Here is a 16235-nt window from a genome sequence, read left to right as displayed (position 1 = left end):
TGCGTTTGTCATTCTGATCGGAGTGGCACGAAGAGAAGAATCTGGTTTAAGCATTTATTCGTGTTCGAGCCGTGTTCGGGTAGCAAACTAGATTCTTTCCGCCTCCGGCGGAGCGAGCCCCTCTCAGAATGACCGAAGTGCCGTACTGGATTCCCGCCTGCGCGAGAATGACGATGAAGTTGCGCGCTGAACTTGTTACTTACGACTCGCAACTCGTAACTCGCCACTAACGAAATAAACCCTGCCAAGTTGGAAGAGTTGGACAAGTTGGAAGTCTTGAAATGAGAACGCAGCTGCTCGCGGCTTAGTGGCCGATCAGCGCTCCGCGTTGCTTCGCGACACGTCGCGGCTAACAACTTGAAATGCATCGCACGACCCTGTTGACCTCACGCTACGACGTGTCGATTTTTCGCCACGTCCGCCCACGAAAAACACTGGATTTCCCGAGGATTTGTGACTGGCACGAACCATGCAATAGCTCCGACCAGTCTTTCCTCCCAACACTGGCCGCGTGTGAGAGCCTTGTCCCCTCAGGTTCTCCACGCGGCCTTTGTGTTTCTAGCGAGATCGCTGCCGAGTGGCTTCGCGTTCCGCCACGCGACGACGGATGTTGTCGAGATCATCATTGGGAGTCGCACTGATGAGTCGGCGCGTGTACTCCTCGCGCGGCGCGGCGTAGATCGCTTGCGACGGGCCGAACTCCACGATCTTCCCGCCTTTCATGACCGCCATCATGTCGGCCATGAATTTCACGACGCTCAGATCGTGGCTGATAAAGAGATACGTCAGCCCGCGCTTGTATTGCAATTCGTTGAGCAGATTGAGCACCTGCGCTTGCACCGATACGTCGAGCGCCGACACCGACTCATCGCAGATGAGGAACTCGGGCTCGACGGCAATTGCCCGGGCGATGCAAATGCGTTGCCGCTGTCCTCCGGAGAATTCGTGGGGATAGCGCCGCAGGTGATTGGCCGACATGCCGACTTCTTCGAGCAACGCCGCGGCACGATCGCGCCGTTCGCGGCTTGTTTTGCCCAGTTGTTGAATAATCATCGGTTCGGTGATCGCCGATTCGATCGTCATCCGCGGATTGAGCGAACCGTATGGATCTTGGAAGACGACCTGCATCCGGCTGCGGAAGCGGCGCAGTTCGCGGCTGTTGAGTTTGCGCAGATCAGTGCCGTCGAACAGAATCTTGCCACCGGTTGGTTCGATCAAACGGAGCAATGCCCGCCCCGTGGTGGTTTTGCCGCAGCCACTTTCGCCGACCAGCCCGAGTGTTTGGCCTTTGTAGACGCGGAAGCTAATGCCATAGACCGCCTTGATGTGATCGACCACGCGGCCCAGCAGCCCTTGCTTGACGGGAAAGTGAACCGCGAGATTCTCGACTTCCAAGAGCGGTCGCGTTCCTTCGGGGACGCTCGTGGTATCTGCGGCACGCGGGGTTTGCTCCCACGGATGACCCATCGCCGCCAGCTCCGACTGCGGATGCAACAACGTGCCGCGGCCTTCGGCGGTGAGTTCGCGCAGTCGTTCGTCGGTCATTTGCTTTTCGCGAATTACGACCTGATCACCACTCTGGTCGACTTCCATGAAATCGTCGACCGTGGGGAGGCGACGATATTTCGTATCGAGCCGCGGGCGGCAAGCGAGCAAACCCTTCGTGTAGGGATGTTGCGGATTCGAGAAGATTTCCAACACACTGCCACGCTCAACCATTTCGCCGCGGTACATCACCAACACTTCGTCAGCGATTTCGGCAATCACCCCCAGGTCGTGGGTGATGAACAGAATTGCCATGCCACGCTCATCGCGAAGCTTGCGCAGCATTTCCAGAATCTGGGCTTGGATCGTCACATCGAGTGCCGTGGTCGGCTCGTCGGCAATGAGCAACTTCGGATTGCAGGACAGCGCCATCGCGATCATAACCCGCTGCTTTTGTCCACCCGACATTTGATGGGGAAAGGCATCGACCCGCTGTTCGGGATTGGGAATGCCGACCTCGCGAAACAGGTCGATGGTTCGTTGTCGTGCTTCGGCCCGCGAAACGTTCTGATGCAGCACAATGGCTTCGGCGACTTGGCTGCCGACCGTATAAACCGGGTTGAGTGACGTAATCGGTTCTTGAAAGATCATGCTGATGTCCTTGCCGCGGATTGAACGCATCTGCGGCTCGGGGAGCTTCACCAGATCTTTTCCCAAGAGAGCGATTCGGCCCGATTCGATCCTTGCCGAAGTGGTCAGCAGTCGCATGATCGACAGCGAGGTGACCGATTTGCCCGAGCCGCTTTCGCCGACGATGCCGAGCGTGTGCCCCACGGGAATTTGAAACGAGATGCCGTCGACGGCACGGACGATCCCATCTTCGGTGTGAAAGTAGGTGCGCAAGTCGTCGACTTCGATAGCAGCGGTCATAGGTGAGCGTTTTGAGTTCTAAGGGGCTTTGCTGGTTTCACGATTCTGTGCCGCCGACTGTCGTGCCTGATCGAGAATATCAACGACGATCAGATTGAGTTCAAGGCTCGAGAGCGGATCGACTGCGCATTCGCCGCGAATCGTCTTACGGAGATATGTCCACTCGTTTTCCAAATGGGGTGGAAGCGGTGGGGCGTCGATCTGCTGGGAATCAGCATTTTCCTCACGAGCAAATAGCAAACTGCCACGGCCAGCGTGGAGCGAGCAACCTTCGGCGTGAATATCGGCTTCCTTGTTGTCGTGCGTCCAGGCCCAGGAAGCTTGCAGGATCGCCGTGGCGTTGGGGTAAGTCATGACGATGGTCGCATCATCATCGACGTGCGGGTACTTTGTCGGCTTGAGGGTTGTAGCCGTCGCAGTGACGTTGGTGGGGCGTTCGCCATGCATGAGCCAAGTCGCAAGGGCTGCACCATAACAACCGAAGTCGACAATCGCCCCGCCGCCGTTTTGTTCAGGATCGGTCAGCCACTGCAGAAATTCCTCGGAGCAGCCGATCTCCCGTGGTCCTTTGTGGCCATGACGAAAGATCATTTTGCGAATGGAACCAAGCTCGCCGGCTTCAACTTGACGTTTCGCTTCACGCAGCGAGGCGTACCAACTGGTTTCGTAGTTGGTCAGAACAAGCACGCCGTATTGCTGGGCGAGTTGGTTCATCTGCTCGGCATCCGCATTGGAGAACGCCAGCGGCTTCTCCACAAGCAAGTGAACTCCACGCGGGGCACAGGCTGCGACGGTCGGCAGGTGGTCCTTGATCGAAGTCATCACGCTGACCGCCTCGGGCTTGGCCGAGTCGAGCATTTTCTCCAGCGAAGAATAATAGAGCTTGGCATCAAGCTTGTATTTTTGAGCCAGCCGATCAAACAAAGCTCGATTGGGCTCGAAGATGCCCACGATTTCGAGATCGTCACGTTCGCGTGCTTGTTGGAGCAAGCCTTCGACGTGGCCATGAACAAGCCCGACAATCCCGACGCGCAGGGGGCCGGTTTGTGATGAGAGGTTTATCTGTGGGGATTTTGGCTTTGCGGATTCGCCCCGCGCCAAGTGGCTGATGCCGCCCATGACCGCTAAAATCACAATCAGAGTACAGGTCGTAGAATGCATGTTCGCGCAATCAATAATGAGAAAGCTGTCACTGTGGCCTTAGAAATCAATCATAAAAGCTCAGAGGATAGCGAACAGCCGAAAAGCTAGCAGAATTCTCATTCCCGTAGCTAGCACGCGGAAAATGTTCTGTTGCCCGGCCAAGGGGGTTCGGGGTAAGTTGATTGGAACTCGAATGGCCTGGGCCGCGTGATTGTGGTCTTTCTTGGTCATCGTGACATGGAAGTTATCGCTTGCTCAAGGATTGAGAGGTCGCCATGAAGGCGCTGCGCTACGTTCTGCTGGCCTGTGTATATTTGGTTCAACATGCCGCTTGGAGCCAAGATCTCGTTGAGAATGTCACCAACGAACTCGGCAGCGCCGAGTGGATTTGGTCGCCGGCTCACACCAAGAACGACATTCCTATAGGGGAGTGCTACTTCCGTAAGTCGTTCGACATCGCGGATCCGGACGTCGGTGAAGTGCAGATTGCGGCCGACAACGAATTCGAGTTGTTCGTCAACGGCAAGCCAATCGGCACAGGCAATGACTGGCGGCAATTGAAAGTCTTTGAGATTTCCGAGCATCTCGTCAAAGGGCGAAACAGCGTCGCCATTCGCGTGAAGAACACCGATCAAGGATCGGCAGGTTTGGTCGGTCGTGTGCTCGTTCGCGAGCAGGGCGGTACTTATGTGAACCATCCCACGGATGCCAGTTGGAAGACGAGCGTCCGTGAATACAGCGAATGGACTTCCCCGCGATTTGCCGATCAGGAATGGATCGATGCCAAGAGCTATGGTGTTTTAGGATTGGCGTTGCCGTGGGGCAATGAAGTCGTGATCGCGGGCGTCGGGGCTCGCTTTGATATCGGCAAAGACTTCGCCATCGAACGGCTGATGCGCGACGATGAAGTCGGTTCGTTGATCGCCATGGCGTTCGATGCTCAAGGCAATATTCTGGCCTCGCGCGAAGGGGGCAACCTGATGCTCATCACCGACGGCGACGACAATGGTGCGCCCGATTCGGTGAGCATCTTCTGCGACAAGATCATCAATGTGCAAGGCATTCTATCGCTGGGCACCCGCGTGTTTGTGATTGGTGATGGCCCCGAAGGCGAAGCCTTGTATCGACTGCGTGATGCCGACCGCGATGGCGTGGCCGAGGAAGTTGTCTCGCTTGTGCCGATCCGCGGTTCCAAAGGCGAGCATGGTGCCCATGCCGTAAGGCTTGGCCCCGATGGATTGCTCTACGTGATCATCGGCGATCATGCACGGGCGGGTAAGCAGCCGGGGCCGAACAGTCCGTATCGCAATGCTTATGAAGGGGACATTATCCAGCCCCGGTTCGACGATCCGCGTGGTCATGCCGTTGGAATCCCTGCTCCTGGTGGCACGATCTTCCGCACGGATGTCGAAGGCAAGCTCGTTGAACTTGTCGCTGGCGGTATGCGGAATTCGTATGACTTCGCGATCAGTCCCGAGGGAGAAATCTTCACCTACGATTCTGACATGGAATGGGACATGGGCGCTCCCTGGTATCGACCGACCCGCATCAATCACGCGACTGAAGGGGCCGAACTTGGCTGGCGAAGTGGCTGGGCGAAGTGGCCTGAATATTATCTTGATAGCCTGCCTGCCGCGATCAATATGGGAGCTGGTTCACCAACAGGGGTTGAGTTCTACACGCACAATGCGTTTCCCGAGAAGTATCATGGCGCGATGTTCGGTTGCGATTGGGCGACCGGGCGCATCCACTGCATAAAATTTCAGCGTCAAGGCGCGACTTACACAGCCAAGAGCGAAGTCTTCGTGGCGGGCCGTCCGTTGAACGCGACCGACACCGCCGTGGGCCCTGATGGAAGCCTGTATTTCTGCACGGGTGGTCGCGGTACCGATGGTGGTATCTATCGAATTCGCTGGACCGGCGCGACTCCGCTCGTAAAAGACGAGACTGGCATCGAACAAGCGATCAAACAGCCTCAGCTGGATGCCGATTGGGCTCGCACGCGAATTAACGGCGTGAAGAGCGCTCTGGGTGAGCAGTGGAATTCGGAACTTGTTCGCGTGGCGAATGATACCACGCGATCAATTGCTGACCGTTGTCGGGCTCTGGACCTCATGATGTTCTTCGGCCCGCGCCCCGATGACGAGTTGCTCATGCAACTCTCCAGCGATAGCCAGCCCGAAGTTCGAGCCAAGGCAGCACGCCTGATGTTCACGAGTGCGAATCCCGCCTGTGGCGAACGACTCACGGCGATACTTACCGACAGCGATCCGTTGGTACGGCGTGTTGTTTGCGAAACGTTTATGCGACGTGGAACGCCTGCCCCCACGGCAACATTGATTAAACTGCTGAGCGACAGCGATCGCTTCGTCGCGTTTGCTGCCAGGCGAGCTTTGGAACAACAAGCACCGCAGGCCTGGGCTCGACTTGTTTTGGATGAACCCAATGGCACGGCTTTTTGTCGGGGATCGGTTGCCCTGTTGGCAACGACTCGCGATACGGCGGCAGCACAAGCCGTGTTAAAGCGGTGCGAATCGATGCTGCAAACGGGTTCGCTTTCGCCGAGCGAAACGGTCGATGTCTTGCGAGTTTCACAACTGGCTATGTCTTTGGGACAGTTACCTCCTGAACAAATTCCCGCGTTGGGCAACTTGCTCATCGGCAAGTATCCGAGCGGCGACCCGGCTACGGATCGTGAGCTCGTGCGATTGTTGGTCTACCTGCAAGTGCCTGGCGTGGCCGATAAGTTTGCCGCACAGATTGCCAGCGATTTGCCCTATGCCGATAAGCTGCACATTGGTGCCTATGCGAGTCGCTTGGAGGACGGCTGGAATATTCAAGCCAAACTCGCAGTGATGACGTTCTTCGAGGAATCGCGAACCGTGAAGAGCGGTTACAGCGTTTCCGCTTATGTGGAGAATTTCGCGCGGGACTTCTTTACGAAGTTCTCGTTGCCCGAACGTCAACAGGTGTTGGCTTCCGGCGAGCGTTGGCCGACTTCGTCGTTGTCGGTGTTAGCAAAATTGCCGGAACAGCCACCAGCGGAGTTGCTGGCCGCCTTGCGAGAACTCGATGGCCGCGTCCAACCGCTCTGTGCCAAAAGCGATGATTTTCGTCGGTTGCGAGTTGGTATTCTGGCCGTGCTGGGCAGAAGTGGCGAGCCACAGAGCAGCGAATATCTTCGCACGCTTTATAGTACCGAGCCAGCCGATCGACCGACCGTGGCGATGAGTCTCACCCAAAATCCAAGCGGCGAGAATTGGCCGTTTCTTGTCGACTGTTTGAAAACGGTCGACGGGCGTGTGGCCCAAGAAGTATTGAGTGCGCTGACTAAAGTGCCGCAACGTCCGCAAGAGCCTGAAGCATTTCGGCAGGTGATTCTGCAAGGCCTGCGATTGGGCGATCAAGGAGCATCGTTGGCTTTGGCCTTGCTCGATCATTGGGCGGGTCGCCAACCAGCGGCTAACTATGCAAATTGGCAAGAACAACTCGTCGGTTGGCAACAGTGGTACGGCAAGAGTTTCCCAGCCGCTCCTCCGGCCGAATTGCCGCAGGACGTGGCTGGCGATAAATGGAGTTATGATGAATTGGTTGCTTATCTCGAAAGCGACGCGGCCCGTGCGGCTGACCCTCAACTTGGGCGCGTGGCATTTGAACAAGCCCAGTGTGTGAAGTGTCATCGCAACGCGGGTGTTGGTGAAACGCTTGGACCCGACTTAACGGCCGTGTCGCGGCGCTTCCAAAAACGCGAAATCTTAGAAGCAGTCATTTATCCGTCCCACAACATTTCGGATCAGTATCGCAGTAAGATTGTGATCTCCAATGGCCGCACCTTTGCAGGGTTGGTCGTGCCGCGAGGGCAGGAGGGGATCACCGTGCTGCTCTCGGACGGCGAAAAGGTTGAGTTGGCTAACACCGATGTCGAAGAAATCAAAGAGAGCAATGTTTCCGCCATGCCGCAAGGATTGCTCAACAACCTCACTTTGGAGCAAGTGGGCCACCTCTTCGCGTACCTGGAAAAAGGTGGCCAGTTGAGCGAACTTGCCCGCGACCCCAGCAAGCAGCAGCGATAGTCACTTCGCGACTACTGGCTGGAAAAAGTAAAATTCGCGAACAGGGCATCGGTAACAATCGGGTCCTTGAGCATCCGGTTGATGCGATAAAGAATCTGCTTGCGGAACCGAGTCAATTCGGGATCCAAAAAGTCATAGATCTCGGTCGCGCGCACGGCGACGATCACCTGCTCGCGCAAGCGGTGTTGCCATTTTTCCAGTTCTTTAATCGTTTTGGGGTCGGTCTTGGGATCGAAAACCAAGTGCATGTCGAACGACATGTGAGCCGTGCGGCCTTGCGTCGGTTCAAGATTCATAAGTTGAATCGTGCCCAAATCCAACTTCAGAGTGACCTCAATATCACTACTTGATTTTTTGCTCTCCTGCGCGGCTTCCTCTGTGGATGCTGACGACGCGTAAATCTCGGTTGATAAAACCGGCGAGGAAATAGCAACCAGCAGCAGGGCGAACGCTTTGATCAAATGAGATTGTGATCGCTTCATGTCAAATAGGCTCCCAACCAAAGTCGACGAATGACAATTGGCGAATGCGGTCGTCACCTAAAATCGGCCGGATCGCGTCGATGATTCGTGACTTGAGCGTTGCCCAGCGACTGTCGTCGAGTTCATCCTTCGATGCTTCGCGGCAGATCGTCACCACGGTGTCATCAAGCATGCCGCGATGCCGTTCGCAGGCCGCTAATACGGCCTTTTTATCTTCGGGGGCGACGATCGCGTATAGCTCGAAGTGAATTTGCACCCAGAGCGGCTCGGTTTCGTCTTCCTCTTCTTCATCAACGGCCGAATGTGTTTCGGGACGCGGCAGCGCACTGGCAATATTGTAAGTCCCTAAAGAAACTTCTTCGGCCGAATCCAGCGATGCGTCAACGTCGAGCTCATCGAGATAGGAATCGAATTTCTGTTTCTCGACTTCCGTACACCCCGCAATCAAAATGACCACCAGCGCCAAGAGGATGGCGATAATCAATTGGCAGGCGTGCCAACTTGGTTGTGGTGGGGCGATCGTTTTCATGAGATCGAAGTCGTGTTCAAACCGACGGCAAGTGAAATTTCTCTAAAAAATCATAGGTCACCCCTCGCCACGAAAACCAACCTATATTTTTTCTGGGACGCGGTGCGCTTGCACAACATTGCAGGCTTGTTCCTGATCTGCCGGTTATAACTGAGTTGGCTTTGGCTGTTTGTTTTTAATCACATGAAGCTCGTTCAATCAATTTCTGAGGGGCGCAAAAGCCTGCGGCAGGGGGGATTGCTTGCCGTGATTTTCGTTGCTTTGCATAGTATCGGCCTGACGGGTTGCTACGATGCGAAGGCCTTGGTCGATGCCCGTCGTGCGGTCGCGGTGCGTGCTCGCCTGGTCGAGGTCGATTTGGGTGAATTCCGCATTACGCTCCCCGGCCCATATACCGAGCGTAAACGTGCCGAAATTCATTTCCGTGCGTTCGGCCAAGTGGCGAACCGCGATCTGAAGCTCATCAAAGAAACGCTGGAAAAAAACGGCCCCGACCTGCAAAACCGCCTGCTGATGGTCGTGCGGCAGATGAAAATGCGAGAAATTCAAGAACCCTCGCTCAACACGCTTCGTAGCAGTATTGCCAGCGCCATCAACGATACTTTGCCGGGAGACCCACTCCAGTCCGTGGGCTTCTACCATTTTGGTTTTGTCAATCTGTAGACGAAACCAGCAAAATTCCGGTTGGCTTGGCAAACCGCAAAAGGTACTTTTTCCGCACCGCCAATTTCATTTTGGGGGTGATTTGCTAGAATCAAATTGACGCGCCCAGCTTGCCATTCGTGCGAGAATCGTGTCGCTAATCCTTCCCGTATTCTTCCCTTGCCACCGCGCTTTCCGGGGGTTCGTGGTGGCTTAATCCACTTTTTCCATGGAGAAAGTTTTTCTATGACTCAAGACGAAAATGTAACCCGGCGACAATTCATTCGCACCGGTGCGACAACCGCCGCCATGGTGAGCGCGGCCAGCGTGATCGCGGCTCCCGCACCCGCTGAGGCCGTCGGCGCCAACGAGCGCCTGCGCATTGGTTTCATCGGTCCTGGTGGACGCGGCCTTTCGGGGCACGTTGGTCCCTTGTGCCGCCTTCGCAAAGATGGCTTGCCCATCGAGCTTGTCGCGGTTAACGACGTTTACGTTAAGAATGCCGACAACGCATTCAACATGATTAAGAATGAAACCGGCACCGAGCCCAAGCGTTATGATGACTATCGCGACCTGCTCGCTGATAAGGATATCGACGCGGTTTGTATTGGTACGCCCGACCATTGGCATGCCAAGCAGACGATCGACGCGCTCAATGCCGGTAAGCATGTCTATTGCGAAAAGCCGATGACGCACACGATCGAAGAAGCCTTCGACGTTGTGAAAGCTTGGAAAGACACCGGCAAAGTCATGCAGGTCGGCGTGCAATCGACGGCGCTGCCCGTTTGGGCCCAGGCCAACGAAATGCTGTGCAGCGGCGATCTTGGTAAAGTGTTGATGTTCCAAACCGAGTTCTTCCGCAACTCGAACGTAGGGCAATGGCGATACTATCCGCTCGAAAAAGAAATGACCCCCAAGACGATCAATTGGAAAGCGTGGCTCGGCACCGAAGAAGGTCTTGCTCCTGACATGCCGTTCGATCGTGCCATCTACGCCCAGTGGCGTCGTTTCTGGCCCTTTGGCTCCGGCATGTACACCGATCTGTTTGTCCATCGCACCACGTCGATGCTCAAGGCCACAGGCTTGCGTTTCCCACGCCGCGTTGTCGGTGCGGGCGGTATTTTCTTGGAATACGACGGACGCGACGTCCCCGACGTGGCCACCGTTGTTGCCGATTACGACGAGGGGGTTCAAGGTCTCATCACGGCGACGATGTCGTGTGCTGATACGCCGATCAAGCAACTCATTCGCGGGCACTTTGGTTCGCTTGTGTTCGGTAACGGCGAAGAATTCGACGGGTTCGACTTTGTCGCCGAGCGGCCACAAGTCACGTTGAACAGCAAGATTAAGGACAAACGCGTCGACGTGGGCAAAGTGGCTGATAGCACTTATGACCACCAAAAGAATTTTGTCGAGTGCTGCATGAATGGCACACCAGACAAAGTGAACTGCCCGCCCGATCTCGGGGCCGCCGCGATTGTGACCGTCAATTTGGGGTCACGCAGCTACCGCGAAGGCAAGGTTTTCCACTTCGATTCCAAGACCAACACCATCAGCGATGGCAATGCGGATTGGTCTCGGCAATGGGAGAAGCTTTCCCACGAACGTGGCAAGCCACATCACATTGCTGGTTGGAAGGGTGGCGACAAAGGCAGCACCTTGGTCGACCCCGATTACCAAAAGCTTGAAGGTCCTTGGATCGACGGCAAAGACCCTGCCGTGGCCTAATCGCTCGTGTAAGAAATTACACGCGCGGTCCGGTCGGTAAGTGTAACTCGTTGTGCTTAGTCAGAGCCGCTTCCTGGGGAGTTCCATCGCTCCAGGAAGCCGGCTCTCTTTTTTCGTTGGGATACATCGACTCCATCGGTTCCCAGACTTTATCGACTTTGTCGGTGAAGAGGTCACCGATCAGCAGGTCCGTCACTGTGCCGCGCATCTCGGGATACTCGCGCATAAAGTTGCCGAAGCTGAAGCCGTTGTAGTACTCACAAACAAGGCGACGCATTCGGTCGATCCCTTCGTTCAAAGTCGGTCCCCATTGTCCAAGCTGCCCGGCCGATGTGTCGCCTTTCGCAAGTCCCTCGGTGATGGCATCGGCGGCCATCTCGCCCGATTTCAAGGCGAGTAATACGCCTGAGGAATACAGTGGATCGAGAAATCCAAAGGCATCGCCGATCATGACCCATCCCTCCCCAGCGACTTCTTTCGCGCGGTAGGAATAATCACGCGTGGCGAAGTAGCCGGTGATCCGCTGAGCGCCTGCGATGCGCTGCTTCACCGCGGCACACTTTTCCACTTCTTCATGATAAATCTGCTCATGATCGGATCGGCCAGCAAACATATAGTCGAAGGGTGCCACCACGCCAACGCTTACGCGATTGTCGTGTAAGGGGATGTACCAAAACCAACCTTGGCGATTCTCGAGCTGTAAGACGCTCGTTGCCCCTTCATTCTTGCCGGTGTCTCGATAAGCGCCTTGCCAATAGGTCCAAACGGCTCCCTTGTTGAGCACGGGGTCCCAGATTCGCAATTTGAACTTGTTCATCAACAGGCCGCTTTGCCCGCTGGCATCGACGACGACTTTGGCACGAACTTCTTGAGTTGTTCCGTCTTCAAGCTGAATCACCACGCCAACCGCGCGTTCCCCTTCGAGAATCACGTCACGCACGCGAACACCTTCATGAGCGGACACGCCATGCTCACGGGCATTGCAGAGCAGCATTTGATCGAATTCGCTCCGCACCACCTGCCAGGTTTGCGAACATTCATGCGGCTTGTTGTCATAGAAATAAAACGGAGCCGATTGCTTGCCGTTCGCGTTCACAAACTGCACGCTGTGTTTGTGGACGAAGTGGCTGGCCCGCAATTTGGGGAGCATGTTCAGGCGCTCAAGCACCCAGTAGGTTTCCGGAATTAGCGATTCCCCAATATGAAACCGCGGAAAGTGTTCGCGCTCGAACAGTTCAACGCGATAACCTTTTTGAGCGATAAGTGTCGCGGCCGTGGAACCGGCAGGTCCGCCGCCAATGACAATCACATCAGGATTACTGGAAATTGTTGCCACCATCGATAGGCCTCCACTTAATTACTTCCAATGACTCTCTGCCGATTCATGCGGGCCGCGAGCCTTGCGTAACAAACTGCAAAGCAGCTTAAGGTCCGCCGCTGACATATGCCCCAATTGTTGCGAATGGCACTCATGCAGTCGCTCTGCAATCTGGCCGAGGAGTGCCAGGCCCGATTCTGTGGCCCGCACGTCCACGACGCGGCGATTCTCCTCGCGTCGCAGTCGCTCGACCAACGCACGTTCGGCGAGTCGGTCGATCATGCGCGTGATATCCGGTGCTCGCGATACCAGCTGTGAGGCAAGTTGCAGCGTTTGATAACCGTCGGGATATTGGGTTTGTAACAGCCGCAGCACGTTGTACTGCTGGGGCGTCAGCTCGAATTCGCTGAATAGCTCGTCTTCGAGCGCGCGTAATCGGTCGTACGTTCGCCAGACGTTGAGAAACGCTTCCTGTTCCAGGGAATCGAAATTCGCCGCGCGGCGGGTGCCGCGATCGCGTTGGGTCTTCATAACAGTATCGTAGGTGTTGGAACAACAGTTGTCCAGACAAGTGTTAGATCGACGAAAAGACGGTGATTTCACGAATATTTCCGTTCGGAACGCCGCAAATAGCTGTGAGCTATGTTTAAGTTGCGGCTGGGAAAGTCACTCCAAACTCCTAGAGACGTTATCTGTGCCCAACAGCGACAGCAATTCATCGGTATCAATCGAGCAACTTTTGCGCAGGCTGGAGAAGCTCCATTCTTCACCGGCCGTGGCCTTGCGAGTCCTCGAGATCACGCGCGATCCTGAATACGATGCCAATGAAGTGACGGCCTGCCTGGAACACGATCCGTCGTTGACGGCTGCCGTGTTGCGGCTCGTCAATTCGTCGTACTACAGTTTGCCGAACAGGGTCACCGAAATTCAACGGGCCATCGCCTATTTGGGTCGGCGCTCCTTGCGACTCACCGTGCTTGGCTTTGGATTAACAAAAGCCTTGTCGCAAGGTTGCCCCAAGGCGATCCATCAACAGTATTGGCGGCGGTCGATTACTTTGGCCGTGGCAGCGCGAAAATTGGCCGAACGCAAGGCCTATCCCGCGGTCAGTCCCGAAGCGGCCTTTGCCGCTGGGTTATTGGCCGACCTGGGGATGCTGGTGCTGGCTCAGCTGGAAACAGAAAAATATCTGGCCGTTTGCGATGCCGATGATCACATCGTCACGCAGCTCACCAAAGAGCGAGAACTCTTCGGCTTCACACATGTGGAAGTCGGCACGCAACTGATGGAGTATTGGAAACTTCCCAGTGAGTTGATCGAAGCAGTCAGTCATCACCACAAAAGTCCCGTCGACGCCCAGCCACTCAGCCACGTGTTGAAAACTGCGAATTTGCTGGCTGAAGTTTTGTGGACTGCTGATAGCCCCCACATGCGCCTTCTGTTGCCACTGTTAAAAACACGCTTCGATTTGGGTATCGACGATCTCATCGTTCTTGCCACTGAGTGCAAACGGTCCGTCGAAGAGAGCGTGGAGATCTTTCAAGTGCGTTTGGACGACAAGATCGACGTCGACGCCTTGCAGCGCGAAGCGCAGGCGCTCTACGAAGCCGCTTTATTCGAGATGTCTGCTGATCTCGACACTCATGAAGCAGCCGCGAGTTTCTGAGCGGAGTTAACGAGTCGGCCCGGGCCTGAAATCTCCCTCAGGTGGCGGTGGGCCAGGGGGGCCGTCGTCGGGATGTTCACCGGGTGGTGGCCCAAATCCGCGTGGTCCCCGTGGATCGTCAAATAGATCAGGTGGTGGTCCAAAACCACGTCCCCGGCCACGCGGTGGGCCGAACGGGCTCGCATTCGGTGGGAATTTCACCGGCAACTCACCGCGAAAAAACAATCCCTTGAGTTGCTGCTTCATTTTGTCGAGCGGCATAGCCAGCAATTGTTCTTTGGTCGCCGCGTCGGTCTCTTCGACAAACAGGCGTTCGAGTTCCTGCTGGGAAACTTCGTTGAGAAACTTGGGATCACCCCGACTTTCATCACGCCGACGATTTTGCATCACCCAACGGGCGATTTGTTGATTTTGTTGTGCCGGAGTAAACTGCTCAAACTTGGCCCGATTCTGTTCCGACAACGAGTTCACAATCTGAGGAAGCCATTCGTCGCGATGGTCCATCACCTCTTGCCGAAGCTGGAAAACTAGCCGCGAGCCACGATCTCGGCTAGGAAGACCATCAAATTGTCCTGGTCCTTGTGGTCCAGGTCTCTGGTGCGGTGTTCGAGGTATTAACTGTTCTCGGATTGAAGAGAAGACTCGCTCCAAACGTCGAAATTCCTCAGGTGATAGATCAAGCCATTGGTTATTGGCTTCACGACGTTGTTCGGTAACGATCTCTTGAATGGCTTCATCAACAGGTTTATTGCGTAGCTCAAATTGACGGCTCGCGGGGAGGGTGTTTAGCCAAGCTTGATATTGCAACAACACATGCGCAAGTTCGTCGCGATTCGTTGCGGTAGCAACGGAAGTGTTCAATTCGCGTAGGTGGGATTGTTCTTGCGGCGACATGGCCAGGAATCTGTTGTAGCGAGCTCGCAAAGCAGCCCGATCTTCATCATCGAGTTGCTCGACCCAATCACGGCGAGACTGGGTTGTAGAGACAGCTTGGAAATCAGCCATTTGGGCTTCCAGATCAGCCGCGGGCAAATCGGCCATCCAAACATGGTCACCCATTTCGTTGTGCAGCTTGCGCAAAAAATCTTCGTTGCGAATCTGAGAATAAACGTCCATATACTGGATCGTCGGCAGATCCGCGAGCAAGACACGATTAGGATTCTCGCGAACAAGTCGCACCATCAGCAGCGCAAGTGTCGCCGCAGTTGCGACCAGCAAAATTTTGCCAAGAACATTGTTGCGGCGACGAATGGGCAGGGCCCGCGTTTTTTCCACGATTTCCTGCCGCGCCACTCCCACGACCATTTCCATGGTGGTCTGCGAGAATTTGTCGTCGACTTTGGTGATGGGTAGGACATCCAAAGCCGACCACGCTCGTTCGATGCTTTGTAGTTCCGCGCGGAACTCGGCGTCTTCAGCAAGCTGGCGTTCCACGAGCGACATCTCAACGGGCGGAAGTTCGCCGTCGAGATAAGCCACCATTTGTTCCAGGCGGCGATCGTCGTTCGTGGGGGTGTTGCTCATGATCTGTCAGACGTTGCCGCGGGGGTGATATTGATTCCTTGTTGCAAATATGGTTCGAGAACTTCTCGCAAGTTGGCACGCGCTCGTGAAAGCAGCGATTTCACGGCCTGTGGGGTAAGCTCCATCACCTCGGCAATTTCTTCGTAGCCCAAGTGTTCAAACTTGTTGAGTAGCACGGCCATGCGCTGTCGCTCGTTCAGTGCGGCGATGGCCACTTGCACGACACTGCTCAATTCCGCCTTATCAAGCTGTCTCGTGGGCATCAAACCACTTGCCGCCAGGGCTGTGTGATCGATGGGGTTGCCGCTGAACTCGCCCGATTCTTGTCCCACGAGATTCACCTCGCGGCGGCGAGAGAGTGATCGGCGCGAATTTGAAGCGACATTGTGGGCGATCGTGTACAGCCAGGTCGAAAACTTCGAGCCCGGCGTATATCGTTTCCGCGAGCGGTAGACTCGCATGAAAATATCTTGGGTCAAATCTTCCGCCAGATCGCGTTTCCCCACCAAGTGGGTCATCAGCGAAGCCACGCGGTTCTGATAGCGCAGCATCAGCTCTTCAAACGCACCGGCATCATCCTGCTGAACGCGCAGCATCAAGCGTACGTCGGGATCTTCGGCGGTATAGCGCGCGGCGGTGGAATCGCTGATGGCCAATCGACTTCTCCGGGAAGCGAACGATCTCTACAGAATGATACACTCGCGCCGCAGAAAAG

The 16235-nt window shown here is 55.6% G+C and carries 12 protein-coding genes; 4 read left to right on the top strand and 8 right to left on the bottom strand.

Annotated features, from left to right (window positions below):
• Window positions 1-558: 558 nt before the first annotated feature.
• Both AC6T8Q_RS19770 and AC6T8Q_RS19765 read right to left on the bottom strand, forming a co-directional pair.
• Window positions 559-2415 carry an ABC transporter ATP-binding protein gene (locus tag AC6T8Q_RS19770; protein ID WP_500680720.1) on the bottom strand — a complete coding sequence of 619 codons (1857 nt, stop codon included), beginning with the start codon at window positions 2413-2415 and terminating at the stop codon, window positions 559-561.
• An 18-nt stretch (window positions 2416-2433) separates the two neighbouring features.
• Window positions 2434-3576 (bottom strand): Gfo/Idh/MocA family protein, encoded by a 1143-nt coding sequence (locus AC6T8Q_RS19765; RefSeq protein ID WP_500680719.1) that lies wholly within the window; start codon window positions 3574-3576, stop codon window positions 2434-2436.
• A gap of 257 nt (window positions 3577-3833) precedes the next feature.
• Here AC6T8Q_RS19765 and AC6T8Q_RS19760 point away from each other — a divergent pair, with 257 nt between their 5' ends.
• On the top strand, window positions 3834-7631 hold the full coding sequence (locus tag AC6T8Q_RS19760) for a HEAT repeat domain-containing protein (protein WP_500680718.1): 3798 nt from the start codon (window positions 3834-3836) through the stop codon (window positions 7629-7631).
• 11 nt (window positions 7632-7642) lie between these two features.
• Here AC6T8Q_RS19760 and AC6T8Q_RS19755 read toward each other — a convergent pair whose 3' ends face one another.
• Together AC6T8Q_RS19755 and AC6T8Q_RS19750 are read right to left on the bottom strand one after the other, a co-directional pair.
• Window positions 7643-8113 carry a hypothetical protein gene (locus AC6T8Q_RS19755; protein ID WP_500680717.1) on the bottom strand — a complete coding sequence of 157 codons (471 nt, stop codon included), beginning with the start codon at window positions 8111-8113 and terminating at the stop codon, window positions 7643-7645.
• A 1-nt stretch (window position 8114) separates the two neighbouring features.
• Complete coding sequence (locus AC6T8Q_RS19750; RefSeq protein ID WP_500680716.1) at window positions 8115-8642, bottom strand: hypothetical protein; 528 nt, start codon at window positions 8640-8642, stop codon at window positions 8115-8117.
• Window positions 8643-8825: 183 nt separating this feature from the next.
• On the opposite strand from AC6T8Q_RS19750, the gene AC6T8Q_RS19745 reads away from it, so the two are divergent.
• Window positions 8826-9305, top strand: coding sequence for a hypothetical protein (locus AC6T8Q_RS19745; RefSeq protein ID WP_500680715.1), 480 nt, complete (start codon window positions 8826-8828; stop codon window positions 9303-9305).
• A gap of 225 nt (window positions 9306-9530) precedes the next feature.
• Window positions 9531-11012 carry a Gfo/Idh/MocA family protein gene (locus tag AC6T8Q_RS19740; RefSeq protein WP_500680714.1) on the top strand — a complete coding sequence of 494 codons (1482 nt, stop codon included), beginning with the start codon at window positions 9531-9533 and terminating at the stop codon, window positions 11010-11012.
• Between the two features lie 16 nt (window positions 11013-11028).
• Here AC6T8Q_RS19740 and AC6T8Q_RS19735 read toward each other — a convergent pair whose 3' ends face one another.
• Both AC6T8Q_RS19735 and AC6T8Q_RS19730 read right to left on the bottom strand, forming a co-directional pair.
• A complete protein-coding gene (locus tag AC6T8Q_RS19735; protein WP_500680713.1) occupies window positions 11029-12351 on the bottom strand; it encodes an NAD(P)/FAD-dependent oxidoreductase in 1323 nt (440 codons plus the stop codon).
• Between the two features lie 18 nt (window positions 12352-12369).
• Complete coding sequence (locus AC6T8Q_RS19730; RefSeq protein WP_500680712.1) at window positions 12370-12861, bottom strand: MarR family winged helix-turn-helix transcriptional regulator; 492 nt, start codon at window positions 12859-12861, stop codon at window positions 12370-12372.
• Window positions 12862-13024: 163 nt separating this feature from the next.
• On the opposite strand from AC6T8Q_RS19730, the gene AC6T8Q_RS19725 reads away from it, so the two are divergent.
• Window positions 13025-13996 (top strand): HDOD domain-containing protein, encoded by a 972-nt coding sequence (locus AC6T8Q_RS19725; RefSeq protein ID WP_500680711.1) that lies wholly within the window; start codon window positions 13025-13027, stop codon window positions 13994-13996.
• A 6-nt stretch (window positions 13997-14002) separates the two neighbouring features.
• Here AC6T8Q_RS19725 and AC6T8Q_RS19720 read toward each other — a convergent pair whose 3' ends face one another.
• On the bottom strand, window positions 14003-15520 hold the full coding sequence (locus AC6T8Q_RS19720) for an anti-sigma factor (protein ID WP_500680710.1): 1518 nt from the start codon (window positions 15518-15520) through the stop codon (window positions 14003-14005).
• Entirely contained in the window at window positions 15517-16176 is a 660-nt protein-coding gene (locus AC6T8Q_RS19715) for an RNA polymerase sigma factor (RefSeq protein ID WP_500680709.1), read from the bottom strand. Before AC6T8Q_RS19715 ends, AC6T8Q_RS19720 begins: the two co-directional genes overlap by 4 nt.
• Between the last annotated feature and the right edge of the window lie 59 nt (window positions 16177-16235).

The sequence above is a fragment of the Bythopirellula sp. genome (genome assembly GCF_041737835.1).
Taxonomy (GTDB): domain Bacteria; phylum Planctomycetota; class Planctomycetia; order Pirellulales; family Lacipirellulaceae; genus Bythopirellula.
The sequence above is the reverse complement of the archived record's forward strand: the minus strand, read 5'-3'. Positions and strand labels throughout refer to the sequence as shown.